We start from the raw sequence: 23,990 nt of genomic DNA on the forward strand, positions 1-23,990 counted from the left end.
ATGTGGAGCGCTGCTCCCGCTGGTCTCTCCACTTCGTTCGGCCCGCGCGCTGTTCGGACCCTGTCCCGGAGAGGGCAGGAAAGGCCCCAGGCGCACGCGTAGACGTGCGGCGGAGCCGTTATGTTTGTCGGATGAGGACTGCATATAGCCTCGTGAGCGGCCTTCGCAAGAGGGGAAAGCAACCAAAGCCGTGCGGCGGGCATTGGTGCGCGCAGTCATTTCCCGCCACGTTTCGAGGGGTCGTACATGCGCCTGTTGCTCGTTTCGCCCGCTTTCGTCCTGCTCGCCGCCTGCGGGTCGGGTACCAACGACCCCGACCAGAACATCATGAACGCGACCGCGCAGATGGACCCGGCAGCCGCCTCGGCGGTCGAGAATGCGACCGCGCAGGGCGTCGATCCGCAGAACGCGCTGGCAATCGGGGGTGAGGCCGCCACCTTCGCGAACGAGCCCAGCGCCGCCGACCGGAAGGATGGCACTACGCCGCCGGCCGACGGGCCGCGTTAACCATCTCGTGACGCTCTCCCGCTAGCACTGGCCCGGCAATCCCGCGATTTGGCGCGGGCGCGGGGACCCGAACGGATGACGAGTGCGGCGGCGACAGGCGGCTGGTGGCAACGGGCCCGGGCCGCGATGCGGGACGAGGGGGCACGGACCGACCATTTCGCGCCCGACGGGCTCGACGCTCACGCCCGTACGCTCCAGGCCGCCATGCCCTTGCTGTTCGCCGGGCTAATCGCTTTCGCGGTCCAGATTTACATGGATGGGGATACCGGCTGGCACCTTGGTGCCGGCAAGTGGATCATTGCCAACGCAGCCGTTCCGACTGCCGACCCGTTCAGCCACACCATGCCGGGCAAGGCGTGGACCGCGCACGAATGGCTTGCCGAGGTGCTGATGGTCGGTGCCGACCGGCTGGCAGGGTGGGGCGGGCTTGCGGCGCTGTTCGCGCTGTCGGCGGCGACCACTTTCTGGCTGCTTGCGCGCGAAGCGTTCCGCCACCTTCCCGCGCGCTGGGCGGTGGCCGCGGTCGGCACCACCGCCGGCCTGCTGTTCCCCTTTGCGCTGGCTCGTCCGCACATGCTGGCCTGGACCCTGCTCGCCGCCTGGACGGTGATCCTGCTGCGGGCCCGCGAGCAGCGCCGTGCGCCGCCGCTCGCCGCCGCCCTCTTGATGGTGGTGTGGGCCAACCTCCATGCCAGCTACATTTTCGGATTCGGCCTCGCCGGACTGTTCGCGCTCGAATCTTTGATCGAGAACCCGCGCAATCGCGCGCTGCTCGGCCGCTGGTTCGCCTTCGGCCTCGCGGCGCTGGCGGCGGCGGCGCTGGTTACCCCGTTCGGCCCGAGCGACTTCCTCTATCCCTTCCAGGTCAGCGGCATGGAGGCCCTGTCGGTGATCGGCGAATGGCGCCGGTCGACGATCCCGGCGGACAACCTCTTCTACCTGTGCCTCGCCGGCCTGGCGGTGCTGGTCGCGCGGAAATGGCGCACGGTCCCGCCGCTGCGCCTGCTTTTGTTGGTCGGGCTTTCGGCGATGGCGATCCTCCATGCCCGCCACCAGATGCTGTTCGCGATCGTCGGCGTGCTGGTGGTCCTGCCGCTGCTGAGCCACGGCCGGGAGCCGCGCGGCCACCTCGTCCGCGTGCCCTGGTTCTGGCCGGCGGTGGCGCTGCTGGTCGCGGTGCGGTTGGCGGTGCCCTATCATTTCCAGGAGCACAGCAGTTATCCGCTGACCCTCCTCGCCAAGGTACCGGAGGAGATCCGCCGCCAACCGGTCTACAACGAATATAGCCAGGGCGGGCCGCTGGTGATGCTCGGCATCCGCCCGTACATCGACGGCCGCGCCGACATGTACGGCGACGACTTTACCTTCCGCTCGCGCGCCATCAATCGCGGCGACATCGTCAAGTTTCGCGAGGACGTGGCGCGCTACGGCATCCGCTGGGCGGTGGTGGAGTATGACGACGGCCTGAAGCCCAGGCTTGAGCGCGAGCCCGGCTGGCGCAAGTTCGCCGAGGACAAGCATGCGGCGATCTTCGTCCGCACGAACTGAGCGCTTGCTTATCGAAAAACGACAAGGCATCTTACCGATATTCGGTAAGGAGTCGTCCGATGCTGTCTATTGCGCGGTGGGTGTTGCGGGCGCTGCTGGTGCTCAACATCCTGGTCGGGCTCCTTCTGTTGGGGCTGCTCGGCTGGTCGTTCGTTGAGGAGCAGCGCTTTGCCGCCGCGGCGGTGGCGCAATTCCCCGGAGTAAACGTCGAGCGTCTGTTAACCGGCACGCGCTTCATCCTCGCGATTGTCGCGCCGGTGATGATCCTCGCGCACCTCCTGTTCCGCGCCTTGCTCCAGATGCTCGATACGGTCGAAGCGGGTGACCCGTTTGTCCCGGCCAATGCCGACCGGCTCCGGCTGGTCGCCTGGTACCTGCTCGGCATCCAGCTGTGCGACGTCGCCTTCGGTGTCGCGGGCGCGATCATGGACGCCGCGGCGGGCGAGCGGATCAGCGGCTGGTCGCCGGGACTGACCGGCTGGATCGCGGTGCTGCTGGTCTTCGTCCTTGCCCGCGTGTTCCGCGAAGGCAGCCGCCTGCGCGACGACGCCGAACTGACCATCTGATGCCGATCCGCATCGACCTCGACGCGCTGCTGGCACGGCAGCGCATGACCCAGGCGGAGCTTGCCACCCGCATCGGCATCACTGCGCCCAACCTCAATGTACTCAAGACCGGCAAGGCGAAGGCGATCCGCTTCTCGACCCTGTCCGCGATCTGCCGCGAACTCGGCTGCCAGCCGGGCGACATCCTGCGCTGGGAAGCCGGCGCCGACGACGAAGGGGACGATCAATGACCAGTCTGTGGCGCGACGTGCGCGACATCTACGGCAGCACCTGGGGCTTCGCGCTCGCCTGTCCGATCCTGTTCCTGATCCCGGTCCTGTTCGAATTCGCTCAGCACGTGGTCGAGATACAGAGCGGGCTGTACCGATCGATCGAGGCGGCGCGGCTGGCCGAGAACGACCCGTCGCGGATGTTGTTCGGCTACTGGAAGACGCTCGCCATCTCGCTGCCGAGCTACTGGATGTACCGTTATGTCGTGAGTGGCCGCGACGCCGCTTACGCCCGGCGCTTCGAGCCGAGGGCGGTGCTGCTGTGGGCGCTGCTGTTCGTGCCGCTGGTCATGGGCCTGCAATGGCTGGCCTTGTTTGGACCGCCGCTCGGACAAGTGACCGGTCTTGAAGGGCAGGCGGAGTCGATCGCCAAATGGGCTTCGACCCTGATTCAGACCGTCGCCGGCATCTATCTCACCGCCTGGCTGGTCGCCTGGTCGCAGGGCAATGCCGCGATCGGGCCGCTCGCGTCGATCCGGATCATGAGCGGCAGCTTCTGGCGCACGGTGGCGCTGATCATCGCCGGCGTGGTGCCGCTGATGGTGCTCCATTATGCCGGCCTGCTGGCGATCGGCCGGCCCGAGCCGCTGGTCTGGGCCCTCATGGTCTTCGACAGCCTGGTCGTGGGCTTCCTCGCCCTGACCATGTTCGCCGCCAACGCGGTCGCCGCCCGCACTGCGGCCGATCGGAAGGGCGTGGACCTGACGCGATCGGCCAATGTGGAGCCGGTCGGGACCGCTGCAGTGGCCTGACGCAAGAAGAGGCGACCTCTCGCGGGGTCGCCCCTTCCGTCTACGGGCGCTTCAAGATGGGCGGAAGCGGGCTGCCGTCCGGGGGACGGTCGCCTCCGCCCATGGCGACACGGAAAAGGGCGACCCCTTGCGGAGCCGCCCTTCCCAATCACCGGCGCTTCAAGACACCGGCGAAACTGATTCAGAAGCTTACTTGAGCTCGACGGTGCCGCCGGCTTCCTCGATCTGCTTCTTGATCTTCTCGGCCTCGTCCTTGTTGACGCCTTCCTTGAGGGCCTTCGGAGCGCTCTCGACGAGCGCCTTGGCTTCGCCGAGGCCCAGGCCGGTGATGACGCGGACTTCCTTGATGACGTTGATCTTCTTGCCACCGTCGCCGGTGAGGATCACGTCGAACTCGGTCTTCTCTTCAGCGGCCGGAGCGGCAGCGCCGGCAGCAGCCGGAGCGGCGACGGCAGCGGCGGCCGAAACGCCCCACTTCTCTTCGAGAGCCTTGGCCAGCTCGGCGGCCTCGAGGACGGTGAGCGCCGACAGCTGGTCGACGATGTTGTTGATGTCAGCCATTTCTTACTCCTTGGCGGGGCTCATCGGCCCCTGATTTGTCGTGCGAAAGAAAAACGAAGAACCTCAGGCAGCTTCCTGCGCTGCGTAAGCGCCGAACACCCGTGCGAGCATTGCGCCCGGCTCTGCGACGGTCCGGGCGATCTTGCTCGCCGGCGCCATGATGGTGCCGATGAGGGTCGCGCGAAGTTCGTCGAGGCTCGGCAGCTCCGCCAGCGCCTTGACCCCATTGAGGTCGAGGACGGTGTCACCCATCGCTCCGCCCAGAACCTCGAACTTGTCGGTGGTCTTGGCGAAATCGATCGCAACCTTGGCGGCGGCGACCGGGTCGATGGACGTGGCGAGGGCCGTCGGGCCCTTGAGCAGCTCGCCGATCGGCTGATAGCGGGTGCCATCGAGCGCGATGAGGGCGAGGCGGTTCTTCGCAACCTTGAACTGGGCTCCGGCGTCGCGCATCCGCAGGCGAAGATCGGTGGACTGGGCCACCGTCAGGCCGAGATTGCGGGTGACAACCACCACGCTGGTCTCGGTCAGGACCTGCTTCAGTTCGGCAACCAGATCCGCCTTTTCGTTGCGATCCATGCCAACTCCAAACAAATGGCCGCTGGATACCCGAAGGCACCGGCGACCGGCTTCATGACCCGCCAGAGCGCAAGGCACTGGCAGGAGCTCATGTCCGTGGGGCTGGGAGGCGCGTGCGGTGTCTCCGCACGACAACGCGAAAAGCCTTACACCTTTCGCGAGAAACTCTCTTCCCCGTCTCGGCTGGAAATTAAGCCTGCAAGAGGCACCAACTGTCTCGGACGGCGCCCCGGCGAGCCGGGGACGAGCGGGCCAATAGCAGAAAGCGCCCCGCAATCAACCCGCACGGCTCAGCCGAACATCGCCAGCAGGTTGCGCAGCATGATGTCGCCATGGGTGGTGAGCATGCTTTCGGGGTGGAACTGAAGCCCGGCCTGAAGCGCCTGGGGGTCGCTGAAGGCCATCGCCATGCCCTCCACCTGCGCGTGGACGGTGAAGCGCGGCGGCAGGTCGCGGGTGCACAGGCTGTGGTAGCGGGCGACGCGGACGGGGCTGGGGAGCCCGGCGAAGGGACCGGCGCCGTCATGCTCGAGCAGCAGCGACTTGCCGTGCACCGGTTCGGGCGCTCGGGTGACGGTGCCGCCGGCCTCCTCGACGATCGCCTGGTGACCAAGGCAAATGCCGAGCAGCGGCACGCGGCCCCTGGCAAGCGCGATCAACTCGAGGCAGCAGCCCGAGCCTTGCGGGGTGCCTGGGCCGGGCGAGATCATCAGGATCGCGCCCTTCGCCTCGGCTTCCGCCAGTGCGGCGGCGGCGGCGATACCGTTGCGGCGGACGTGGACCTCGACCCCGATCCGCTCGAGGCTCTCGACCAGGTTAAAGGTGAAGCTGTCGAGATTGTCGATCAGGAGGACAGGCCTCATGCGCCGAGCACCCCCAGCAGGGCCGAGGCCTTGGCGCGGGTCTCGTCAGCCTCGGCCTGCGGCACGCTGTCGTGGACCACGCCGGCGCCCGACCGGACCTCGGCTAGCCCATCGCGCACCAGTGCCGAGCGGATCACCACCGCCGTATCCATCCGCCCGTCGCCGCCGATCCACCCGATTGCTCCACCATAAGGCCCGCGGCGCCTGGCTTCGGCGGCGCGCAGCAATTGCATGGCACGGATCTTGGGCGCGCCGACCAGGGTGCCGACATTGAGGCAGGCCGCCAGCGCATCGAACGCGTCGAGGCCGGGGCGAAGCGTCCCGGTGACCGAGGAGACGAGGTGCATGACTCGGGCGAAACGCTCCACCGTCAGCAGCTTCGCCACCCGCCGCGTGCCCGGAAGCGAGACCCGCGCGACGTCGTTGCGGGCAAGGTCGACCAGCATCATGTGCTCGGCCAGTTCCTTGCCGTCCAGCCGCATCTCCGCCTCCAGCCGGTCGTCGGCGTCGGGGCTTGCCCCGCGCGGGCGGGTGCCGGCGATCGGCTTGACCTCTACCGTGCGGCCGCTCGGGCCACCAGGCGACAGGCGGACGCTGGTCTCGGGACTCGCTCCGAGCAGGGTCCAGCCGGAGTCGGCCAGGAAGAAGCGATAGCTCGCCGGTTCGGCCAGCCGCAGCCGGGCATAAGCGGCGAGCGGGTCGGGGCAGGGGCCGGTGAAGGTGCGGCTGGGCACGATCTGATACACTTCGCCGGCGGCGATTTCCTGCTTCAAGCGGGCGACGAGGGCAATGAAGTCGGGGTCGGAAAGGTCGGGCTCAAATGCAGTGCCCGCGCGGGCCCCGGGGCGTTCGCCGCTGGAGGTATGCTCGGCGGGCATGGGGTTGGCGAGCGCCGCCAAGCCTTCTTCCAGACGCCGCGCCGCATCGTTCACGTGCCGCTCGTCTGGTCCGAAGGCGGTGCACAGCAGGCGCGCCGCGCCGCCAGGAGCGATGGTCAGCAGCGTGTCGGGCACGAAAAAGACGAAGTCGGGAAAGTCGGGCGCCGGCGCGGCGGGCAAGTCCTCGCCCCACGCCGCAAGGTCGAACCCGGCGACCCCCAGCAGCAAGGCGCCGAACGGCTCGCCGCGGGGGGCTGCCGCCGCATCGAGGAGCGCGCGCAGGGCGTGCAGCGGCTGGGGCCCGAGCAGCCGTTCGGAGGCATCCTCGCTTCGCGGACGGGCGAAGGTCAGCAGCAGCCGGTCGGCACGGCGCTCGCTGACGCAGGGCGCGTCGAGCGAGGCGAGAAGCGCTTCGCCATTGGCGTTGAGCGCGTCCAGCGCCACGCTGCCTCCATGCGCCTCGGCCCGGACGCAGGCCCGGCCCATGATCAGGCGCTGCCCGTCCGGTGCCTCGAACAGGCCGGTCCCCGCCGTGCCCCCACCCAGCGCGCGGTAGGCGGCAAGGGGATCGAGCCCGGCGGGCAGGCGCCGGGCGAGGACCCGCGCTTCGACCTTCACAGCTGCCGGCCGACCGCCGCCGCAACCGCGCCGATCGAGCCCATCAGCTGCTCGAATTGGGCGGGATAGAGCGACTGGGCGCCGTCGGACCAGGCGCGCGAGGGATCGCGGTGAACCTCGATCATCAGTCCGTCGGCGCCGGCCGCGACCGCCGCCAGGCTCATCGCCGGGACCAGGTCGCGGGCGCCGGTGCCATGGCTCGGATCGACCACGACCGGCAGGTGCGTCTTGCCCTTGACGTAGGGCACGGCGTTGAGGTCGAGGGTATTGCGGGTGGCAGGCTCGAAGGTGCGGATGCCGCGCTCGCACAGGATGACGTTGGGATTGCCCGCGGCCATTAGATATTCGGCGGCGAGGAGCCATTCCTGGATGGTGGCACTGAGCCCGCGCTTCAGCAGGACGGGCCGCCCCGCCGCGCCGACCGCGCGCAACAGCGCATAATTCTGCATGTTGCGTGCGCCGATCTGAAGGCAGTCGGCGGCTTCGGCGACATGGGCGACGTCGGCGGTGTCCATGACCTCGGTGACGATCGGCAGGCCAAGGTCGTCGCCGACCTCGCGCAAGACCTTGAGCCCCTCGATTCCGTGCCCGGCGAAGCCGTAGGGACTGGTGCGCGGCTTGTAGGCACCGGCGCGGAGCAGGGTGGCGCCGGCGGCCTTCACCGCCGCCGCGGTCTCGTGCAGCTGCTCGGGGCTTTCGACCGCGCAGGGCCCGGCGATCACGGCCAGCCGGTCGCCGCCGATGCTCACCCCGCCGACATCGACCACCGTGTCGTGCGCCTGCAACTCTCGGCTGACGAGCTTGTAGGGAGCAAGGATCGGCTTGACGCTTTCCACCGCGGGATCGCCGTCGAGCGCCAGTTCGGCAAGCACCCGTTCGTCGCCGAGCGCGCCCAGCACCACCCGCTCGGCGCCGGGCATGTGGAGCGGCTTCAGGCCCGCATCCTCGATCTTCCTGAGCAGGCGCTCGGCGGAGTCGGCGGGGGCTTCGGGCTTCAGAACGATGATCATGATTGTTCCTGACGGTGAGGGGAAAGGCCGGCAGGACAATAAAAAACCCGCCGGGTGAGGGCGGGTCGGCAAGCGCTTGGGCGGATGAAAGCCCTGCTAGCGCTCGATCGGCACGCCGCCTTCAACGTTCCAGCGCCACCAGCGGGCAGCGAAGACGGTTTGGGCGGCGGGGATCTGCATGGCGACCAGAGAGCGGAAACTCTCCAACAGGTCAAGCCGGTATGTCGGGACGGCGCACGGGGGCGAAAGCGCGCGCCGTCCCTCGGCCTTCCTCACCGCGACGCGACGATCGTGACCAGGCGGGCGCCCTTCACGCTGCCGGCGGCGGCGAGCAGGGTGGCGGAGTTGCGCAGCGCGGCGACCTGCCGGTTGGCCGACAGCCGGGCCTCCACGTAGCAGCGTCCGCTGCCGATGGTGGCGCGTCCGTCCCCCTGGTCGCGGCAGACATCGTTGACCGCGCCATTGATGCGCGAGTTCAGCCGCTTGAGGTCGGCCGCGCTGGTGAAGTCGACGTCGCTGGCATCGACGATGCGGGTCCGCACCTCGCGGTCGCGGTCGGCGGTCGCGGTCAGGTCGATCGGTTCGGCCTCGGTGCCGGAGGCCTGCGCCATGGCCGGGGTAAGCGCCAGCGCGAGGATCCCCGCTGACAGCGTGAAGGACAAGGCGGCAATGCCGCTACTTTTCAGTCGACTGGTCATGTTCAATCCCCTTGGACCGGCCCCACGAAATCATTTCGTGCGGCCGATCCTGGGATTAGACCCGGCCCGACGTCATCGCCCGCCCGCTTCTACCGCGCGGCTGCGCGGGTCGATGCAGCGGCAGACCGCCACGGACCCTCGACTGGTCGGCAGACGGCGAAAAAGCGGGCTCAAGCCGCCTTTCCGCCGCCCGATTATCCTGCAATCAGAAGCGGGTGGGAGCACCGCCGTCGGTCGTCGTGTCGTGCGTGGTGCCCTGCCGATCGCGTCCGGCGCCTTCGAACTGGTCGGTGCCGCCTTCGGTCTGGCCGCTAGCGAAGCGGAAGGCGCTGCCGTCGTCGCGGGCTTCCTCGAAACTGTGGGTCTGCCTCGCAGCGATCTCGCTGCCCATGCCGGCGGTGCCGTCGCTCATGCCCTGCCGTCCCGCCGCACCGGTAGCCGGATTGCCGGATGTGCTTCCCTGGGTTTCCTGCATCAGGCAGTCATGAAGCAATTGCTTGGCCTGCTCGGCCAGCTGCTTTTGCGCCTGCATGGCCTGCTCGAAAAACTGGCGATGCTCCGGCTTGCCGGCCGCGTCACCGCTGTAGATCTGGCAATTCTCGACGCCCTGAAGCGCGTGGTAGAGCACGGCGGTAAGATCGTAGGTCACGTCGCGGGTGCCGGTGCCGGCGCCCTGGTCACCTTTAGTCTGGCTGTTTTCCATCGCTTGTTCCTCCACTGGGTGGTGCCGGACTCCCGGCTCGCCAGTGAAACGCGCGGGCGGCGCATTGGCCGCAGGGTCAGAGCGCCTGGCCCGCCGCGACGCCCGATGCCCACGCCCACTGGAAATTATAGCCGCCGAGCCAGCCGGTGACGTCCACCGCTTCGCCGATCGCGAACAGGCCAGGGAGCTTCCTGGCTTCCATCGTCTGCTGTGACAGGTCGGCGGTGCTGATCCCGCCCACGGTCACCTCGGCCTTGGCAAAGCCTTCGGTGCCGCTCGGTGCAAACGACCAGCCGGCGAGCAGCCGTTCGGCCTCCTCCAGCTTGCGGTCGGGCGCGTTGCCGAGTTCGACCGCGATGCCGATCCGCTCGGCCAGCGTGTCGGCGAGGCGGGCCGGCAATCGTTCGCCGAGGAGGGCAGGGAGGCGCACGCGCGGGCGCTGGCGCTTGGCTTCGCGCAGCCAGCCGGGGGCTACTTCGGGGAGGAAGTCGATCAGCACCGCCTGGCCGTGGCGCCAATAGCTCGACACCTGCAGGATCGCGGGACCGCTCAGCCCCTTGTGGGTGAACAGCGCCGCCTCGCGGAAAGCCGCGTCCTCGCAGCGCGCCTCCACCGGAGCGGCGACTCCCGACAGCGAGCGGAACAGGGCTTCCTCGCCGCCCAGCGTCAGGGGCACAAGGGCTGGGCGGGGCTCGACCACCTTGAGCCCGAAGCGACGGGCGAGGTCGTAGGCGAAACCGGTCGCGCCCAGCTTGGGGATGGAGGGTCCCCCGGTCGCGACGACCAGCGCCGGGGCTTCCGCCTCCATCTCACCGGCGGAAACCCGGAAGCGGCCATCGGCATGGTCGACCGAGTGGATCGGAGCGTTGCAGCGGATGGTCGCGCCGCCGGCCGCGCACTCGTCGAGCAGCATGGCGACGATCTGGCGGGCCGAGCCGTCGCAGAACAATTGACCAAGCGTCTTCTCGTGCCAGGCGATACGGTGCTTCGCGACCAGTTCGAGGAAGTCCTGCGGGGTGTAGCGGGCCAGCGCCGAACGCGCGAAGTGCGGATTGGCGCTGAGGTAGCGGTCCGGCGCGGCGCCAATGTTGGTGAAGTTGCAGCGCCCTCCACCCGAGATCAGGATCTTGCGGCCGGGCTCCGGGGCGTGGTCGATCACCAGCACCTGGCGTCCGCGCCCGGCAGCAATCGCGGCGCACATCAGCCCGGCACCGCCGGCGCCGAGAATGATCGCATCGTAGGAGGCTGGGACAGGCATGGGCTGCCGCTAGCAGTTCGCCGCGCCCGTGCCGAGCGATGTCGAGGTCTCAGGCCCCCGACATCGCCCGTCGCGATCGGTTAGTTGCCCTCGAGCGGAAGCGTATCCTCCTGGCCCTCGTCGTCGAGCGCCATGCCCGATGCCGCTCCGGTGGCGTCGGTGCCGAGCGGCAGGGCGCCCGCTTCGGCCTCGGCCAGCTCGCGCGCGGCGAACTCCATCTCGACCCCGCTCATCGCATCACCAGCCAGTTCATTGGGCGAGGCGAGGGGATGCTCGTTGCTGAATTCGGTGTCTTCGGCGTCGATCTGGGCGTCGGTGTCTTCGCGGGGGGTGTCGATCATGGAGTGGCTCCTTCGGAAGCCTAACGACAAAGGGCCGCGACGTTTCCGCCGCGGCCCTCGATCGTGCACTTTCCGAAAGAGTGAGGCTTACGCCACGCCCTCTTCGAGCTGGACCTTGATGCCCGGGCCCATCGACGAGCTGATCGCCGCCTTCTTCAGGTACTTGCCCTTGGCGCCCGCCGGCTTCGCCTTGGTGATGGCGTCGACGAAGGCGTCGTAATTGGCCTTGAGGTCTTCGGCCGGGAAGCTGGCCTTGCCGATGCCGGCGTGGATGATCCCCGCCTTCTCGACGCGGAACTCGATCTGGCCGGCCTTGGCGTCGGTGACAGCCTTGGTGACGTCCATGGTTACGGTGCCGAGCTTCGGATTCGGCATCAGCCCCTTGGGACCGAGCACCTTACCGAGACGGCCGACGAGGCCCATCATGTCGGGGGTGGCGATGACGCGCTCGAAGTCGATCTGGCCGTTCTGGATCTGCTCCATCAGGTCTTCGGCCCCGACCACGTCGGCGCCCGCCTTGGTGGCTTCCTCGGCCTTGGCGCCCTTGGCGAACACCGCCACGCGGACGGTCTTGCCGGTGCCCTTGGGCAGGTTGACCACGCCGCGGACCATCTGGTCGGCGTGACGCGGATCGACGCCGAGGTTCAGCGCGACTTCGATCGACTCGTCGAACTTGGCGGTGGCGAGCGACTTGGCGAGGGCGATGGCTTCATCGACGCCATACAGCTTCTCGCGGTCGACCTGGGTTTCCAGGCTCTTCTGCTTCTTGGTCAGCTTGGCCATGTTCTTAGCCCTCCACCACTTCGAGGCCCATCGCGCGGGCGCTGCCTTCGATGATCTTGGTCGCGGCCTCGATGTCGTTGGCGTTGAGATCCTTCATCTTCTGCTCGGCGATCTCGCTCAGCTGGCTGCGCTTGATCTTGCCCGCGGAGACCTTGCCCGGCTCCTTCGAACCCGACTTGAGGCCAGCGGCCTTCTTGATCAGGAACGAGGCGGGCGGGGTCTTGGTGGCGAAGGAGAAGCTGCGATCCGCATAGACGGTGATCACCGTCGGGATCGGCATGCCCTTTTCCATTTCCTGCGTCGAGGCGTTGAACGCCTTGCAGAATTCCATGATGTTGACGCCGCGCTGACCCAGCGCAGGGCCGATCGGCGGAGACGGATTGGCGGCGCCGGCGGGCACCTGCAACTTGATATAGCCGGTAATCTTCTTGGCCATGTCACTCTCTTCTGGGCACGGGGCCCGTTCAGTCGAGCGGTGTTAGCGGACGCCCGAGGACATCCTCCCGCAGTGGCTCCAGTGATGCTGGAAGGCGCGCCCCCTAGCAGAAGGGGGTGCGAGCGGCAAGCCAGACAGGCCGGGAAGCGGAGCCGCGAAGGTCACAAAGGTCACAAAGGTCACAAAGGTCACATAGGGCGGCAGGTAGTCGGCGATCCCACCTCCGCCCGGGCCTTGCGTAGCTTCCGGACGCCGGGGCCAGGCGCGCTGCGGGGGGCAAGGAGAGGCGTCACCCAACCGAGTAGATCAGCTGAAATCCTACATTGCAATCGGCGGGCAAGGAGCGAGCCGGCCGTGGGGGCGGCGATGGCGACGGGCCCGAACCGGTGGGCGGCTCGTTGGCGGGCTCATGATGAAACATGTCGATCACGGGCGGGGCAAGCCGCTGCTTCTGGTGCATGGGCTTGGCAGCAGCGGCCATGCCTGGGAGCCGATTATCGAACCGCTTGCCCAGGCACGCCGGGTGATGGTGATCGACCTGCCCGGTCACGGCGCGACCCCGGCGGAGGCCGACAGCGGTACCTTCGACGGCTTGGTACGGTCGGTTGCGGCGTGGCTCAACGAGACGGGCATGACCGGGGTCGACATGGTCGGCAGCTCGATGGGCGCGCGGCTGGTGCTGGAACTCGCCCGGCGCGGGCTTGCCGGCAATGTGGTGGCGCTCGACCCGGGCGGCTTCTGGGAAGGGTGGGAGCGCAAATGGCTGGTCAGCACGCTGACCGCTTCGCGCGGGCTGGTGAAGGGGCTCAGGTCCGCGCTTCCTACGCTGGCGGCCAATCGGGTCAGCCGCTCGGCGCTGCTGGCGCAGCTGTCGGCACGGCCGTGGGCGCTCGATGGGGCGTTCGTGGCCGAGGAACTGCGCGCGCTGGCCGATACGGCGACCGTGCCGTCGCTGGTCAAGGATCTCGGCTACGGGCCGGGGCAGGAGGGCATTGCGCAGACCAGGGGCCGGTTGGCGATCGGCTGGGGCCGCCACGATCGCCTGTGCCTGCCGGTCCAGGCCAAGCGGGCGGCGAGCAAGTTCCCGAGCGCGAAGCTGCACTGGTTCGAGCATAGCGGCCACTTCCCTCTATGGGACGAGCCCCGCGAGACGGTGAAGCTGATTGCGGAGGTATGCGGGTAGCGAGCGACGTCACGAAGTGAATTCGTGACGTCGGTCCTGTCCGCTACGCGGCAGGCCGTCCGGGTATCGCCGGCTCTCAGCGCAAGCCCACGGATGCTGGTGCATCCGTTTGCTTGCGCTCGGCGGCTCTTACTTGACCAGTTCGACCTGTTCGAACTCGAGCTCGACCGGGGTCGCGCGGCCGAAGATCGATACGCCGACCTTGACCCGGCCACGATCGAAATCGAGTTCCTCGACCACGCCGTTGAAGCTGGCGAACGGGCCGTCCAGCACCTTGACGCTGTCGCCGATCTCATAATCGACATTGATCTTGGCCTTGGGCGCAGCAGCGGCAGCTTCCTCCTTGGTGTTGAGGATGCGCGCGGCTTCGGCTTCGCTGATCGCCTGCGGCTTGCCGTTCGGGCCGAGGAAGCCGGTCACCTTGGGCGTGTTCTTGACGAGGTGGTAGACGTCGTCGTTCATGCCGAGCTTGGCAAGCACGTAACCCGGGAAGAACTTGCGGTCGCTGGTGACCTTCTTGCCGCGACGGATCTCGGTGATCTTCTCGGTCGGGACTTCGACCGATTCGACCAGGCCCTCGAGGTTGAGGCGCTTGGCTTCCGACAGGATCGACTCGCGAACCTTGTTCTCGAAGCCCGAGTAGGCGTGGATGATGTACCAGCGGGACATGGGTTCTAAACCTTAAGCGAGCAGGCCGAGGAGGAACTGGACGATCGCGGCAAAGCCACTGTCCACGGCGAAGAAGAACAGCGCCAGGAGCGACGTCAGGATGAATACCATCACGGCAGTCACCCAGGTTTCCTTGCCGGTCGGCCACACGACCTTGCCCGCTTCGACGCGGACCTGGCGGATGAATTCGCCGGGGGATGTCTTGGCCATGGGCGGACGCTCTGCCTGTTCGAGTGATAGAAAAACGAGGTCCGCGGATGGCTCCGCCGGACCTCGATTGAAGCGCCATGTAGCGCGGAGTGGCGCTTGCTTCAAGCGGGCCCTCACCGCGGCTTAGGTACGCGTGGCGCCAACTTTGGGCCTGGCAGGGGCAGGGGGACTCGAACCCACGACCCTCGGTTTTGGAGACCGATGCTCTACCAACTGAGCTATACCCCTAAGGCCGAGTGCCGGTTAGCGGCGGCGTCCGGTTCTGGCAAGGCGCTCGTCTCGTCCGGTTCGCTCGTGGCAGCGGCGAGGGGCGGCAGTACCCCCCACAGACGGAGCGGAAAGGTCAGCAGTTCGGCCACGCTGCGGGGCGAACGAGCCTCGTGGATCCCGACTTCGGGCCATTGATCCTTTGCGGGCATGACCTGCGTTCCGAACACCCGGTCCCAGAACGAAAACAGGATCGAGAAATTGCGGTCGAAATGCCGTTCCTCGAGGCTGTGGTGGATGCGGTGGAAGGGGGGATCGACGAATATATGTCGCAAGGGTCCGAGGCCGAGCTTCACCGGGGAGTGGATGAACAGCTGGAGGAAGAAGACGGTGGTGGAAACCAGCGCCGGAACCGCCACCGAGCCGAAGTCGACCAGCGACAGCGGCACCGAGATGATCGCGAACATCGGAACGAACTGCGCCGGATGGCTGAAGCTGTTGGCAGCGCTGAGATGTTCGACCGAATGGTGGACAGCATGGACCGGCCACATGAAGCGATGCTCGAAGCGATGCTCCCAGTACATCAGGAAGTCGGTCGCGAGCAGGGTCAGGAGAGTGGTTCCAACCACCCCCAGGCCGAGCGGGGACAGGTGCACAACCGGCGCGACCCCGACCTTTGCCCACAGCAACTTGAGCGGAATGGCGATCAGGATCGCGAACACCGGGTTGAGCAGGCCGAACAGCACGCCAGGCCAACGTTCGCCCCAGCGAAACGTGCCGCGGCTGGCGAGCCGTTCCACCACGGTGCACAGCGCCAGCACGAAGGCGGTCGCGAGCACCGCTCCGCTGATCTGAGAAAACAGTGTTCCGCCCACGTGTCCGTTCGTCCGCTTGTCGGCAGCAGGCTTGGACCGCGCATGGTTAGGAAGTGGTTAGCGCGCCGCCGCCGCAACGACGCCGCGCCGCGCCGCGCGATCGAGCACCGACTGCGGCGCATCTGGAAATAAACGACGCAATTCGCTGGCGCTGAGATCGAGCCGGCGCAAACCAGTCGAAGTCCAGGGCCAGAGAGTTCGGGGCGAAATGTCCATAACGTCTACAAGATCAGAAACACCTTGAATATCAACTAATTAATACTGCCAAGACGACAGTAAACGCTGCCGTCTTGGATTTGACGCGCGCCATCGCCCTGCTGTCTTTGATGACTGCCGAGCGCCATGGGCCGCATGTCCGCCACGACAATGGGCTGAACTCGAAGGATCAAGTGGGTTATGAGTTATCAGCGCACCGACAAGAACTTGTTGTTTGGTCGCGAGGATGGTTCCGTTGTTGCGCTGTCAGCGGAAGAAACCGCCTTGGCGCGGTCGATCCTATCCAAGCTGGTCACCAGCATCGTCAGCCTCTCCGCCGACCCGGCAGCCGCAGTCCGCCGCGAGCAAAGCGCCGTCGAACTGGCGCGCTCGGTCCATCACGCCCGTCGCCGCCGCAGCGAGCATTTCGGACCTGTCCTGTTCAGCGAACCGGCATGGGACATGTTGCTGGTCCTGTTCATTTACGGCAACCGCAACGAGGAGCGCCTGTCGGTCACCCGCCTCGCCGAATATGGCGACGCACAGCTGACCACCGCGATCCGCTGGCTCGACTACCTGGAAAGCCAGCGGCTGATCGTTCGCCAGCAATGCGAGGTGGACCGTCGCAAGTATTTCGTCGAACTGAGCGAGCGCGGGCGAACCATGATGGTCAGCTACTTCGAGAGCCTGATCGACACCCTCTGACCTCCGACCCTGCCGACCCGCCTGGCGGGTTCGGTCAGGCGGCGATGTCGAGGGGGACGATCTCGCCCGACAGATAGAGGTTGCGGGCCTTGGTGCGGCTCAACTTGCCCGAACTGGTGCGCGGCAGGCTGCGCGGCGGGATAAGTTCGACCACCGGGCTCATCCCGATGATGGCGCGGACCCGCTCCTTGATGTCGTCGCGCAGGCGGCTGCGCTCCTGGAGATCGGAAACGCGGCAGTGGACCAGCACGGCCGGCTGTTCCTCTCCCGACGGGCCGGTGATGGCGAAGGCGGCGATATCGCCGGACTTGAAGCCGGGCAGCTGCTCCACCGCCCATTCGATATCCTGCGGCCAGTGGTTGCGGCCGTTGATGATGATCATGTCCTTGGCGCGGCCGACGATGAAGATGTAGCCGCCGGACAAATAGCCCATGTCGCCGGTGTCGAGCCAGCCGCCGACCATGCAGGCGTCGGTGGATTCCTGGTCGCGATAATAGCCGACCATGATGCTGGAACCGCGCACCCACACCTTGCCGATCTCGCGGTCGGCGAGGATCGTGCCGTCGCCGTCGCGGACCTCGATTTCCATGCCTTCGACCGCGCGGCCGCAATTGACGATGGCGCGGTAGCGCTTGGGCCGGTCCTCGCCGTCCTCGGCGGCGGCGCCGCTGAGCTGGCTTTCCTCGACCAGTTCGAGACGGATGCCTTCGCCCGGCGGCATCAGGCTGACCGCAAGCGTCGCTTCGGCGAGGCCGTAGGACGGACAGAAGGCGCTGGCCTGGAAACCCGCGTCGGCGAAGGCGTCGACGAAGGCCTGCATGACGTCGGGACGGATCATGTCCGCGCCGTTGCCGGCGATCCGCCAGCGCGACAGGTCGAACCGTTCGCCGGCCTTGATCTGCGAGCTCATGCGGCGGGCGCAGATGTCGTAGCCGAAGGTCGGGGAATAGGAGAGGGTGGTGCCAGGGTTGCGGCTGATGAGGTCGAGCCAGGCGAGCGGACGGCGGGCGAAGTCCTCCGTCTTCATATAGTCGACGCTGATCTGGTTCGCGAGCGGCGACAGGAGGCAGCCGACCAGCCCCATGTCGTGGTACCAGGGCAGCCAGCTGATGCAGCGATCGGTTTCCTCGACCTTGAGGCCGAGGCTGTGCGCGCGCAGGTTGTCGAGCAGGGCACGGTGGGTGACCGCGACGCCGTGCGGGAAGCGGGTCGAGCCGCTGCTGTACTGGAGATAGGCGATGTCGCCGGACTGCGCTTCCGGAAGTGCGGCACCGTTATCGAAGCTGGTGGCGTCGAGCTCGTCCCAGCTCATCGCCCTGACGGTGCGGCGGGTGCCCGCCTCGATGCAGAAATCGGCCAGTTCGGCAGGATACAGGAAAAGCGCCGGGTCCGAACTGCCGAGCATCACCGCCAGCTGTTCGACATAAGCCTCGCGGCCGCCGAAGCTGGTCGGAAGCGGAAGCGGGACGGGCCACAGGCCGGCATAGACCGCGCCGAAGAAGCCGGCGGCGAATTCGGGGCCGGTTTCGGCGACCAGGGCGACGCGCTCACCCTTGGCGAAACCGAGCGCCAGCAAGCGGCGGGCGTGGTCGAGCGCGGCGGCGCGCAGCTCGGCGTAGGAATAAGACAGCTTCAGCGTGCCGCGCGGATCGTGGAAATTCAGCCCGCGCGCACCGGTGGCGGCGTAATCGAGCGCCTCGCCAAGGGTGTCGAAGTCGGCCAGGCGCCGCGGCAGCGCGTCGATGGTCGGCGTTGCCCCCGGCGGTGCCAGCAGATCGGTCTGTGTTGTGGCGTCCGGCACGCTGGTCCTGTCCTGGCTGTGGTCTTCGGGTTGGGCCGCTGCGGTTAACGGCAGTGCAAGCACACTTCTTTGCGCCGTGGTTGTTCGCGTTCGACTGTGGCACAAAGAAGGCCGGCACGATCAGCGGGAAAGACGGGGCGTGAACGGCGAGGGCAGCGGGGAGCGGCATTCCGGCCGGCGCGAACGGCGTCCGCGACCGCTGGACCAGGCCGCGCTGCAGGAGCTTGCCTTCGGTTATGTCGCCCGCTTCGCGACCAGCCGCGCCAAGCTGCATTCCTACCTGGTCCGCAAGCTGCGCGAGCGCGGCTGGAACGGGGCCGCCGAGCCCGACACCCAGGCCGTCGTCGACAAGGTGGTGGATTTGGGCTTCATCGACGATGCGGCCTTTGCGGGCATGAAGGCGGCAAGCCTGACCCGCCGCGGCTATGGCAAGGGCCGGGTCAGGATCGCGCTGGCACAAAGCGGGATCGCGGCCGAGGACGGAAGCGAGGCGCTCGCCCATGCCGACGAGCAGAGCCTGGCGGCCGCCCTGCGGTTCGCCGAGCGGCGCAAGATCGGTCCCTATGCCCTTGCCCAGGCCGACCCGGCCGGGCGGCAGCGGGCGCTTGCCGCCATGCTTCGCGCAGGCCATCCGATGGACCTTGCGCGGCGCATCGTCGGAACCGCTCCCGGGGCATTCGAAAATCTTTCGGACAACGGCTGAAAACCAGTGATCGTTATGGTGCTGTAACCTTTCAGATTGGTTTGAAGGGTGCTATACGTAGCATCGTGCAACGTGAGTATGCGTCTACGTCGCAAGACGAACTTGGGCAGGAGGTCGCTCCGGCTCCCTCCACACGCTCGCTCGACTCGGATCCGGCCGAAACTTCAACCGGGGAAACGGGGCAGCGGGTCACCGGCCGGATCAAGTGGTTCGACGCCACCCGCGGGTTCGGATTCCTCGTCAGCGAAGCGATTGACGGCGACGTCCTGGTGCATTTTTCGGTTCTTCGCGACCATGCCCGCCGGTCCCTGCCCGAAGGAGCGGTTGTGACTTGCGACGTGGTGCGGCAGGATCGCGGACTGCAGGCGGTCCGCGTGATCGACATCGATCTTGCGCAGGCGGTGGTGGTTCGAAGCACCAGCGGCGCGTCGGAAGAACGATCGAACCGGACTGCCTTGCTGGACGGCGCTGGGCCGTTCGAGCCGGTGGAGGTCAAGTGGTTCAATCGCGTCAAAGGCTATGGCTTCGTCGTTCGGGTGGATCAGCCCGAGCAGGACATCTTCCTGCACATGGAAACGGTACGCCGGGCGGCGCTGAACGACCTTCAGCCGGGCGACCGGTTGCAGGCCAGGATTGCCGAGGGCAGCAAGGGACTGACCGCAGTCGACCTCCGCGCGGATTGAGCCGGCTGGCGCTGCTGGCCGCGCTGCCGCTTTCCCTGACCGCCGCGGCCTGCCAGCCGACCGGTGGCGCAAGCCCCCAGCTCGAACGCTCCGCAGCAGGACTCCAGCAAGTGCCCTTGACCGTCCGGACCGCCGCCGGTGCCGTGCATAATTTCACGGTCGAGGTCGCAAGCACGCCCGAAGAGCAGCAGATGGGCCTGATGAACCGGCCGAGCCTCGCGCCCGACCGCGGCATGATCTTCCCGCACGAGCCGCCGCGGATGGCGAGCTTCTGGATGAAGAATACGCTGATCCCGCTCGACATCATCTTCGTCCGGCCCGACGGCACGATCGTCAACATCGCCGAGAATACCGTGCCGCTGAGCCTCGAACCGGTCGCCTCGCTGGAAGCGGTCGGGGCGGTGCTGGAGCTGGCCGGCGGGCGGACGGCCGAGCTGGGCATCAAGGCCGGCGACAAAGTCGAGTGGGTGCACACGGCCGCGGCGCAGTAGCGCTTGCTCCAGCCCTCCCGGAACCGCTAGGGGCGCAAGCCATGGGAATCTTGGCGAGCATCTTCACCTGGTGGAACGGCGCTACCCTCGGCACCTCGATCTTCACGCGCCGCCACGGCCGTGAGGTCGGGCGCGACGAGGCCGGCAACGTCTATTTCGAGCACCGCAAGGATCCGAACCGGCGGTGGGTGATCTACAACGGCTCGAACGACGCCAGCCGGGCGCCGCCGCAATGGCAGAGCTGGCTTCGCGGCCAGCTTGGCGACGTGCCGGACAAGTCGCTTCCGCCTGCGCGCAAGTTCCAGAAGCCGGGCCTGCCCAACCTGTCAGGCAGCGACGGGACCTACCGCCCCGCGGGATCGCTGTCGCGTGGCGGCAAGCGGCCGGCGGCGACCGGCGATTACCAGGCCTGGACCCCGGACTGAGGTGCTGAGGCCTGCTGCGGCGCTGGTGATGCTGGGCCTGACGGTGGCCGGGTGCGACCGGCTGCCCGGGCGCGGCGAACAGCAGCCGGAAAAGGCCACGGCCAGCGCCAAGGCCGAGCCGCTGGCGCCGGGCACCACCCCGATGAACGAGCGGGTGGCGGTGCTGGGCATCCTCAACAAGCGCAACGGCATCTCGCGCGACATCCGGTTGAAGCCGGGCCAGGCGGTCAGGATCAAGGACGTGATCGTCCGCCTCCGCGCCTGCGAGACCACCCCGCCGTGGGAATTCGACCAGCTGACCGGCGCCTTCGTCCAGGTCGACGTGCAGCAGCCCGACGGCGGCTTCAGCCGGGTATTTTCCGGCTGGCTGTACAAGGAAAGCCCGTCGCTGAACGTGGTCGAGAACCGCGTCTACGACGTCTGGCCCAAGAGCTGCACGATGAGCTTCCCCGGCGCGCCCGAGCAGGCCGGCGCGCTTGCGGACGACAGCAGCCCGTCGAGCGAGCCCCAGTCGGGCCGCGGCGGATCCCCGGCCGAGCGCAACGCTTCGCCGAGCAACCCGACGTAGGTCCGGCGCGGGATCTCCACCGCGCCGAGCGAGGCGAGATGTTCGGTCAGGAACTGGCAGTCGCACAGGGTGAAATGGCCGACCCGCAGCCGCGCCATCAAAAAGGCCAGCGCCACCTTTGACGCGTCGCGCGCGCGGCTGAACATGCTTTCGGCGAAGAAGGCGCGGCCCAGCACCACGCCGTACACCCCGCCGACCAGCGTATCGTCCTGCCAGACTTCGACCGAATGGGCCTGCCCGCGGGCGTGGAGGGCCAGCATGGCGGCTTCGATGGGGCCGTTGATCCAGGTCTGCGGGCGGTCCGCGCAGCCGAGCAGGACCCCGGCGAACTCGCGGTCGGCAGTGACCCTGTAGCGCCCCGACCGAAGCCGCTTGGCGAGGCTGCGCGACAGGTGGAAATTGTCCGGCTGGAGGAGCGCCCGGGTCCGCGGCTCCACCCAGAACAGCTCGTCGCTGGCGCGGTCGTCGGCCATCGGGAAGATCCCGGCGGCATAGCCGCGCAGGACGAGATCAGGGTCGAGCGGAAGGCTCATCGCAGCGGGTGTAACGTGCCGGGGCGCCTGCCGCTACCGGGAGGCGCTCAGGCCTCCCGTTGCTCCTCCAGCCAGCGCTCCAGCCACTTGATCGTATAGTCGCCGGACGCGAACGCCGGTTCCTTGAGGATGCGCTGATGGAGCGGCACGTTGGTCTTGGGACCGTCGATCACGAACTCCTCGAGCGCGCGGCGGAGGCGGCAGATGGCGGCATCGCGGTCCTCGCCCCACACGATCAGCTTGCCGATCATGCTGTCGTAGTAGGGCGGCACCTTATAGCCCGAATAGAGGCCACTATCGACGCGGGTCTGAAAGCCGCCGGGCGCGACGAAGTTCTTCACCAGCCCCGGCGAGGGGGCGAAGGTCACGGGATCCTCGGCGTTGATCCGGCATTCGATCGAATGGCCCTTCAGCACGACCTGATCCTGCGTGACCGACAGGCCGCGGCCTTCGGCGATGCGAAGCTGTTCGGCGACGAGATCGAGGCCGCTGATCATCTCGGTCACCGGATGCTCGACCTGCAGCCGGGTATTCATCTCGATGAAGTAGAATTCGCCGTTCTCGTAGAGGAACTCGATGGTCCCGGCGCCGCGATAGCCCATGTCGGCCATCGCCTTGCGGACCCGCTCGCCCATCTCGGCGCGCTGGGCGGCGGAGACGACCGGGGAGGGGGCCTCCTCGATCACCTTCTGGTGGCGACGCTGGACCGAACAGTCGCGCTCGCCGAGGTGGATCGCGCCGCCCTCGCCGTCACCGAAGATCTGATATTCGATGTGCTTGGGGTCGCCGAGATACTTTTCCATGTAGACGGTCGGGTCACCGAAGGCGGCATTCGCCTCCGACGAAGCCTGCGCCATCAGGGTTTCGAGTTGGTCGGGGTCCGGCACCACCTTCATGCCGCGGCCGCCGCCGCCCGACGCGGCCTTGATCAGCACCGGATAGCCGATCTCCTCGGCAATCGCCTTGGCCTCGTCGAGGTCGCTGATCGGGCCCGGCGAACCGGGGACCAGCGGCAAGCCGAGCTTGGCGGCGGTGCGCTTGGCCTCGACCTTGTCGCCCATCACCCGGATATGCTCGGGCTTGGGGCCGACCCAGATGATGTTGTGCAGCTCGACGATCTCGGCGAACTGGGCGTTTTCGGACAGGAAGCCGTAGCCGGGGTGGATCGCGTCGGCGTGGACGATCTCGGCCGCCGAAATGATGTTGGGAATGTTGAGGTAGCTGTCACGCGCCGCGGGCGGCCCGATGCACACCGCCTCGTCGGCCAGACGGACGTGCATGGCGTCGGCGTCCGCGGTCGAGTGCACCGCAACCGTGCGGATGCCATGTTCCTTGGCGGCGCGCAGGATGCGGAGCGCAATCTCGCCGCGATTGGCGATCAGCAGCTTGTTGATCGGGCGCATCTTACTCGATGACCACCAGCGGCTGATCGAATTCGACCGGCTGGGCGTTGGCGACGAGCAGCTGAGTGATCTTGCCGGCGCGGGGAGCAACGATCGGGTTCATCACCTTCATCGCCTCGACGATCAGCAGGGTGTCGCCCTGCTTCACCGTGTCGCCGATGCCGACGAAGGCCGGGGCGCCGGGTTCGGCGGACAGGTAGCAGGTGCCGACCATCGGCGAGCGAACCAGTTCGCCGGCCTGCTCCATCGGAGTGGATGCGGTGTCGGCGGCGGAGGCGGTCGGTGCAGCGGCGGCCGGGGAAGCGGCTTGCGGCGCGGCCACGACGTGCTGGACCGGAGCGGCGGCAACGGTCAGCTCGCGCTTGACCCGGATCTTGCGATCACCGTCCTCGACCTCGATCTCGGACAATTCGTTGGCGCTCAGCAATTCGGCGAGTTCGCGGACCAGACCGGCATCGATGCGCATCTGTTTATGCTCGTCAGACATGAGAAAATTCCTGTAATCTGTCGCCGCGCGCTCTGTCAGAGCCGGGCGGCGGCGTCCAGTGCCAGCGTGTAGGAGCTGGCGCCGAAGCCGCTGATGGACCCAACGCAGACACCGGCGATGAGGCTGCGATGGCGGAAGCGTTCGCGGGCGTGCGGGTTGCTGAGATGGATCTCGATGACCGGCGTCGGGATGGCCGCAACGGCGTCGCGCAGCGCGACGGAGGTGTGGGTCAGGCCGCCCGCGTTGAGGATCACGGCATCGACTCCGCTGTCCGCCGCCTCGTGCAGCCAGTCGATCAGGTGGCCCTCGTGATTGGACTGCCGGACGTCGACCTGCACATTGAGCCCGGAGGCCTGCTGGTGCAGCCCGGCGGCGATGTCGTCGAGCGTGTCGGAGCCATAGACCTCCGGCTCGCGGGTACCGAGGCGGTTGAGGTTGGGACCGTTCAGGACGAGGATGGTGCGCATTGCCGCCGCTTCATC

General features: G+C 67.5%; 31 protein-coding genes, 1 tRNA gene and 1 pseudogene. 12 read left to right on the plus strand and 21 right to left on the minus strand.

The window, feature by feature from the left end:
- Positions 1 to 246 precede the first annotated feature (246 nt).
- The 5 genes from GGQ97_RS06190 to GGQ97_RS06210 all read left to right on the plus strand — a co-directional run bounded on the left by GGQ97_RS06190 (position 247) and on the right by GGQ97_RS06210 (position 3,642).
- Positions 247 to 507, plus strand: coding sequence for a hypothetical protein (locus tag GGQ97_RS06190; protein ID WP_168068128.1), 261 nt, complete (start codon positions 247 to 249; stop codon positions 505 to 507).
- A gap of 75 nt (positions 508 to 582) precedes the next feature.
- Positions 583 to 2,055, plus strand: a complete 1,473-nt coding sequence (locus GGQ97_RS06195; protein ID WP_168068129.1) for a hypothetical protein — start codon at positions 583 to 585, stop codon at positions 2,053 to 2,055.
- A 59-nt stretch (positions 2,056 to 2,114) separates the two neighbouring features.
- Positions 2,115 to 2,621 carry a DUF2975 domain-containing protein gene (locus GGQ97_RS06200; RefSeq protein WP_168068130.1) on the plus strand — a complete coding sequence of 169 codons (507 nt, stop codon included), beginning with the start codon at positions 2,115 to 2,117 and terminating at the stop codon, positions 2,619 to 2,621.
- A complete protein-coding gene (locus GGQ97_RS06205) occupies positions 2,621 to 2,851 on the plus strand; it encodes a helix-turn-helix domain-containing protein (protein ID WP_168068131.1) in 231 nt (76 codons plus the stop codon). Before GGQ97_RS06200 ends, GGQ97_RS06205 begins: the two co-directional genes overlap by 1 nt.
- Positions 2,848 to 3,642, plus strand: a complete 795-nt coding sequence (locus GGQ97_RS06210; RefSeq protein WP_168068132.1) for a hypothetical protein — start codon at positions 2,848 to 2,850, stop codon at positions 3,640 to 3,642. The genes GGQ97_RS06205 and GGQ97_RS06210 overlap by 4 nt, the downstream gene beginning before the upstream one ends.
- A gap of 189 nt (positions 3,643 to 3,831) precedes the next feature.
- On the opposite strand, the gene rplL is transcribed toward GGQ97_RS06210, so the two are convergent.
- The 11 genes from rplL to rplK all read right to left on the minus strand — a co-directional run bounded on the left by rplL (position 3,832) and on the right by rplK (position 12,370).
- Positions 3,832 to 4,203 carry a 50S ribosomal protein L7/L12 gene (gene rplL, locus GGQ97_RS06215; protein WP_168068133.1) on the minus strand — a complete coding sequence of 124 codons (372 nt, stop codon included), beginning with the start codon at positions 4,201 to 4,203 and terminating at the stop codon, positions 3,832 to 3,834.
- Positions 4,204 to 4,266: 63 nt separating this feature from the next.
- Positions 4,267 to 4,782 carry a 50S ribosomal protein L10 gene (rplJ, locus tag GGQ97_RS06220; protein ID WP_168068134.1) on the minus strand — a complete coding sequence of 172 codons (516 nt, stop codon included), beginning with the start codon at positions 4,780 to 4,782 and terminating at the stop codon, positions 4,267 to 4,269.
- Positions 4,783 to 5,072: 290 nt separating this feature from the next.
- On the minus strand, positions 5,073 to 5,645 hold the full coding sequence (locus GGQ97_RS06225) for an anthranilate synthase component II (protein WP_168068135.1): 573 nt from the start codon (positions 5,643 to 5,645) through the stop codon (positions 5,073 to 5,075).
- Positions 5,642 to 7,141, minus strand: a complete 1,500-nt coding sequence (locus GGQ97_RS14635) for an anthranilate synthase component 1 (protein WP_168068136.1) — start codon at positions 7,139 to 7,141, stop codon at positions 5,642 to 5,644. The genes GGQ97_RS06225 and GGQ97_RS14635 overlap by 4 nt, the downstream gene beginning before the upstream one ends.
- On the minus strand, positions 7,138 to 8,151 hold the full coding sequence (gene aroF, locus GGQ97_RS06235; protein ID WP_168068137.1) for a 3-deoxy-7-phosphoheptulonate synthase: 1,014 nt from the start codon (positions 8,149 to 8,151) through the stop codon (positions 7,138 to 7,140). The genes GGQ97_RS14635 and aroF overlap by 4 nt, the downstream gene beginning before the upstream one ends.
- 272 nt (positions 8,152 to 8,423) lie before the next feature.
- Positions 8,424 to 8,849, minus strand: coding sequence for a UrcA family protein (locus GGQ97_RS06240; protein ID WP_168068138.1), 426 nt, complete (start codon positions 8,847 to 8,849; stop codon positions 8,424 to 8,426).
- Positions 8,850 to 9,054: 205 nt separating this feature from the next.
- Positions 9,055 to 9,552 (minus strand): hypothetical protein, encoded by a 498-nt coding sequence (locus GGQ97_RS14180; protein ID WP_209022799.1) that lies wholly within the window; start codon positions 9,550 to 9,552, stop codon positions 9,055 to 9,057.
- 76 nt (positions 9,553 to 9,628) lie between these two features.
- The gene (locus GGQ97_RS06250; protein ID WP_168068139.1) at positions 9,629 to 10,810 is read right to left on the minus strand and encodes a BaiN/RdsA family NAD(P)/FAD-dependent oxidoreductase; all 1,182 of its coding nucleotides are present in this window, start codon (positions 10,808 to 10,810) and stop codon (positions 9,629 to 9,631) included.
- 80 nt (positions 10,811 to 10,890) lie between these two features.
- Positions 10,891 to 11,151, minus strand: coding sequence for a hypothetical protein (locus GGQ97_RS06255; protein ID WP_168068140.1), 261 nt, complete (start codon positions 11,149 to 11,151; stop codon positions 10,891 to 10,893).
- 87 nt (positions 11,152 to 11,238) lie between these two features.
- Positions 11,239 to 11,934, minus strand: a complete 696-nt coding sequence (gene rplA, locus GGQ97_RS06260; protein ID WP_168068141.1) for a 50S ribosomal protein L1 — start codon at positions 11,932 to 11,934, stop codon at positions 11,239 to 11,241.
- A 4-nt stretch (positions 11,935 to 11,938) separates the two neighbouring features.
- Entirely contained in the window at positions 11,939 to 12,370 is a 432-nt protein-coding gene (rplK, locus tag GGQ97_RS06265; RefSeq protein ID WP_168068142.1) for a 50S ribosomal protein L11, read from the minus strand.
- A gap of 409 nt (positions 12,371 to 12,779) precedes the next feature.
- Here rplK and GGQ97_RS06270 point away from each other — a divergent pair, with 409 nt between their 5' ends.
- Positions 12,780 to 13,553: an alpha/beta fold hydrolase gene (locus GGQ97_RS06270; RefSeq protein ID WP_245197902.1), complete on the plus strand. Its 774-nt coding sequence runs from the start codon at positions 12,780 to 12,782 to the stop codon at positions 13,551 to 13,553.
- Positions 13,554 to 13,682: 129 nt separating this feature from the next.
- On the opposite strand, the gene nusG is transcribed toward GGQ97_RS06270, so the two are convergent.
- The 5 genes from nusG to GGQ97_RS06295 form a co-directional block, all read right to left on the minus strand.
- Positions 13,683 to 14,222 (minus strand): transcription termination/antitermination protein NusG, encoded by a 540-nt coding sequence (gene nusG, locus GGQ97_RS06275; protein ID WP_168068143.1) that lies wholly within the window; start codon positions 14,220 to 14,222, stop codon positions 13,683 to 13,685.
- A 12-nt stretch (positions 14,223 to 14,234) separates the two neighbouring features.
- Positions 14,235 to 14,432, minus strand: coding sequence for a preprotein translocase subunit SecE (gene secE, locus GGQ97_RS06280; protein WP_168068144.1), 198 nt, complete (start codon positions 14,430 to 14,432; stop codon positions 14,235 to 14,237).
- 152 nt (positions 14,433 to 14,584) lie between these two features.
- Positions 14,585 to 14,660 (minus strand) — tRNA-Trp (locus tag GGQ97_RS06285).
- Positions 14,651 to 15,478: a sterol desaturase family protein gene (locus tag GGQ97_RS06290; RefSeq protein ID WP_168068145.1), complete on the minus strand. Its 828-nt coding sequence runs from the start codon at positions 15,476 to 15,478 to the stop codon at positions 14,651 to 14,653. Before GGQ97_RS06290 ends, GGQ97_RS06285 begins: the two co-directional genes overlap by 10 nt.
- A 93-nt stretch (positions 15,479 to 15,571) precedes the next feature.
- Positions 15,572 to 15,730, minus strand: coding sequence for a hypothetical protein (locus tag GGQ97_RS06295; protein WP_168068146.1), 159 nt, complete (start codon positions 15,728 to 15,730; stop codon positions 15,572 to 15,574).
- Positions 15,731 to 15,910: 180 nt separating this feature from the next.
- Here GGQ97_RS06295 and GGQ97_RS06300 point away from each other — a divergent pair, with 180 nt between their 5' ends.
- Positions 15,911 to 16,414 carry a helix-turn-helix domain-containing protein gene (locus tag GGQ97_RS06300; RefSeq protein WP_168068147.1) on the plus strand — a complete coding sequence of 168 codons (504 nt, stop codon included), beginning with the start codon at positions 15,911 to 15,913 and terminating at the stop codon, positions 16,412 to 16,414.
- Positions 16,415 to 16,448: 34 nt separating this feature from the next.
- Here the strand turns inward: GGQ97_RS06300 and GGQ97_RS06305 are convergent, their stop codons facing one another.
- Positions 16,449 to 18,215, minus strand: a complete 1,767-nt coding sequence (locus GGQ97_RS06305; protein ID WP_342448460.1) for a fatty acyl-AMP ligase — start codon at positions 18,213 to 18,215, stop codon at positions 16,449 to 16,451.
- Positions 18,216 to 18,354: 139 nt separating this feature from the next.
- On the opposite strand from GGQ97_RS06305, the gene GGQ97_RS06310 reads away from it, so the two are divergent.
- From GGQ97_RS06310 to GGQ97_RS14640, 5 genes and pseudogenes are all read left to right on the plus strand, one after another.
- Complete coding sequence (locus tag GGQ97_RS06310) at positions 18,355 to 18,918, plus strand: regulatory protein RecX (RefSeq protein ID WP_342448461.1); 564 nt, start codon at positions 18,355 to 18,357, stop codon at positions 18,916 to 18,918.
- A gap of 65 nt (positions 18,919 to 18,983) precedes the next feature.
- Complete coding sequence (locus tag GGQ97_RS06315) at positions 18,984 to 19,601, plus strand: cold-shock protein (protein ID WP_342448462.1); 618 nt, start codon at positions 18,984 to 18,986, stop codon at positions 19,599 to 19,601.
- Positions 19,598 to 20,092, plus strand: coding sequence for a DUF192 domain-containing protein (locus GGQ97_RS06320; protein WP_168068149.1), 495 nt, complete (start codon positions 19,598 to 19,600; stop codon positions 20,090 to 20,092). The genes GGQ97_RS06315 and GGQ97_RS06320 overlap by 4 nt, the downstream gene beginning before the upstream one ends.
- 41 nt (positions 20,093 to 20,133) lie before the next feature.
- Positions 20,134 to 20,517, plus strand: a complete 384-nt coding sequence (locus GGQ97_RS06325) for an NADH:ubiquinone oxidoreductase subunit NDUFA12 (RefSeq protein WP_168068150.1) — start codon at positions 20,134 to 20,136, stop codon at positions 20,515 to 20,517.
- Positions 20,518 to 20,659: 142 nt separating this feature from the next.
- A pseudogene (locus tag GGQ97_RS14640) lies at positions 20,660 to 20,893 on the plus strand (DUF2155 domain-containing protein); the annotation flags it as partial.
- A 35-nt stretch (positions 20,894 to 20,928) separates the two neighbouring features.
- Here GGQ97_RS14640 and aat read toward each other — a convergent pair.
- From aat to aroQ, 4 genes are read right to left on the minus strand one after another with little or no spacing between them, the layout of a single operon-like run.
- Complete coding sequence (gene aat / locus GGQ97_RS06335) at positions 20,929 to 21,618, minus strand: leucyl/phenylalanyl-tRNA--protein transferase (protein WP_168068151.1); 690 nt, start codon at positions 21,616 to 21,618, stop codon at positions 20,929 to 20,931.
- A gap of 47 nt (positions 21,619 to 21,665) precedes the next feature.
- Entirely contained in the window at positions 21,666 to 23,021 is a 1,356-nt protein-coding gene (gene accC / locus GGQ97_RS06340) for an acetyl-CoA carboxylase biotin carboxylase subunit (RefSeq protein WP_168068152.1), read from the minus strand.
- 1 nt (position 23,022) lies between these two features.
- Positions 23,023 to 23,508, minus strand: coding sequence for an acetyl-CoA carboxylase biotin carboxyl carrier protein (accB, locus tag GGQ97_RS06345; protein WP_168068153.1), 486 nt, complete (start codon positions 23,506 to 23,508; stop codon positions 23,023 to 23,025).
- A gap of 35 nt (positions 23,509 to 23,543) precedes the next feature.
- Positions 23,544 to 23,975, minus strand: a complete 432-nt coding sequence (gene aroQ / locus GGQ97_RS06350) for a type II 3-dehydroquinate dehydratase (RefSeq protein WP_168068154.1) — start codon at positions 23,973 to 23,975, stop codon at positions 23,544 to 23,546.
- Positions 23,976 to 23,990: the final 15 nt, after the last annotated feature.

The sequence above is a fragment of the Sphingomonas kaistensis genome (assembly GCF_011927725.1).
Lineage (GTDB): Bacteria > Pseudomonadota > Alphaproteobacteria > Sphingomonadales > Sphingomonadaceae > Sphingomicrobium > Sphingomicrobium kaistense.

Coding starts and splice junctions, on each gene's coding strand:
- GGQ97_RS06190 (WP_168068128.1), top strand. CDS start 247: ATGCGCCTGTTGCTCGTTTCGCCCGCTTTCGTCCTGCTCGCCGCCTGC.
- GGQ97_RS06195 (WP_168068129.1), top strand. CDS start 583: ATGACGAGTGCGGCGGCGACAGGCGGCTGGTGGCAACGGGCCCGGGCC.
- GGQ97_RS06200 (WP_168068130.1), top strand. CDS start 2,115: ATGCTGTCTATTGCGCGGTGGGTGTTGCGGGCGCTGCTGGTGCTCAAC.
- GGQ97_RS06205 (WP_168068131.1), top strand. CDS start 2,621: ATGCCGATCCGCATCGACCTCGACGCGCTGCTGGCACGGCAGCGCATG.
- GGQ97_RS06210 (WP_168068132.1), top strand. CDS start 2,848: ATGACCAGTCTGTGGCGCGACGTGCGCGACATCTACGGCAGCACCTGG.
- rplL (WP_168068133.1), bottom strand. CDS start 4,203: ATGGCTGACATCAACAACATCGTCGACCAGCTGTCGGCGCTCACCGTC.
- rplJ (WP_168068134.1), bottom strand. CDS start 4,782: ATGGATCGCAACGAAAAGGCGGATCTGGTTGCCGAACTGAAGCAGGTC.
- GGQ97_RS06225 (WP_168068135.1), bottom strand. CDS start 5,645: ATGAGGCCTGTCCTCCTGATCGACAATCTCGACAGCTTCACCTTTAAC.
- aroF (WP_168068137.1), bottom strand. CDS start 8,151: ATGATCATCGTTCTGAAGCCCGAAGCCCCCGCCGACTCCGCCGAGCGC.
- GGQ97_RS06240 (WP_168068138.1), bottom strand. CDS start 8,849: ATGACCAGTCGACTGAAAAGTAGCGGCATTGCCGCCTTGTCCTTCACG.
- GGQ97_RS14180 (WP_209022799.1), bottom strand. CDS start 9,552: ATGGAAAACAGCCAGACTAAAGGTGACCAGGGCGCCGGCACCGGCACC.
- GGQ97_RS06250 (WP_168068139.1), bottom strand. CDS start 10,810: ATGCCTGTCCCAGCCTCCTACGATGCGATCATTCTCGGCGCCGGCGGT.
- GGQ97_RS06255 (WP_168068140.1), bottom strand. CDS start 11,151: ATGATCGACACCCCCCGCGAAGACACCGACGCCCAGATCGACGCCGAA.
- rplA (WP_168068141.1), bottom strand. CDS start 11,934: ATGGCCAAGCTGACCAAGAAGCAGAAGAGCCTGGAAACCCAGGTCGAC.
- rplK (WP_168068142.1), bottom strand. CDS start 12,370: ATGGCCAAGAAGATTACCGGCTATATCAAGTTGCAGGTGCCCGCCGGC.
- GGQ97_RS06270 (WP_245197902.1), top strand. CDS start 12,780: ATGATGAAACATGTCGATCACGGGCGGGGCAAGCCGCTGCTTCTGGTG.
- nusG (WP_168068143.1), bottom strand. CDS start 14,222: ATGTCCCGCTGGTACATCATCCACGCCTACTCGGGCTTCGAGAACAAG.
- secE (WP_168068144.1), bottom strand. CDS start 14,432: ATGGCCAAGACATCCCCCGGCGAATTCATCCGCCAGGTCCGCGTCGAA.
- GGQ97_RS06295 (WP_168068146.1), bottom strand. CDS start 15,730: ATGGACATTTCGCCCCGAACTCTCTGGCCCTGGACTTCGACTGGTTTG.
- GGQ97_RS06300 (WP_168068147.1), top strand. CDS start 15,911: ATGAGTTATCAGCGCACCGACAAGAACTTGTTGTTTGGTCGCGAGGAT.
- GGQ97_RS06325 (WP_168068150.1), top strand. CDS start 20,134: ATGGGAATCTTGGCGAGCATCTTCACCTGGTGGAACGGCGCTACCCTC.
- aat (WP_168068151.1), bottom strand. CDS start 21,618: ATGAGCCTTCCGCTCGACCCTGATCTCGTCCTGCGCGGCTATGCCGCC.
- accC (WP_168068152.1), bottom strand. CDS start 23,021: ATGCGCCCGATCAACAAGCTGCTGATCGCCAATCGCGGCGAGATTGCG.
- accB (WP_168068153.1), bottom strand. CDS start 23,508: ATGTCTGACGAGCATAAACAGATGCGCATCGATGCCGGTCTGGTCCGC.
- aroQ (WP_168068154.1), bottom strand. CDS start 23,975: ATGCGCACCATCCTCGTCCTGAACGGTCCCAACCTCAACCGCCTCGGT.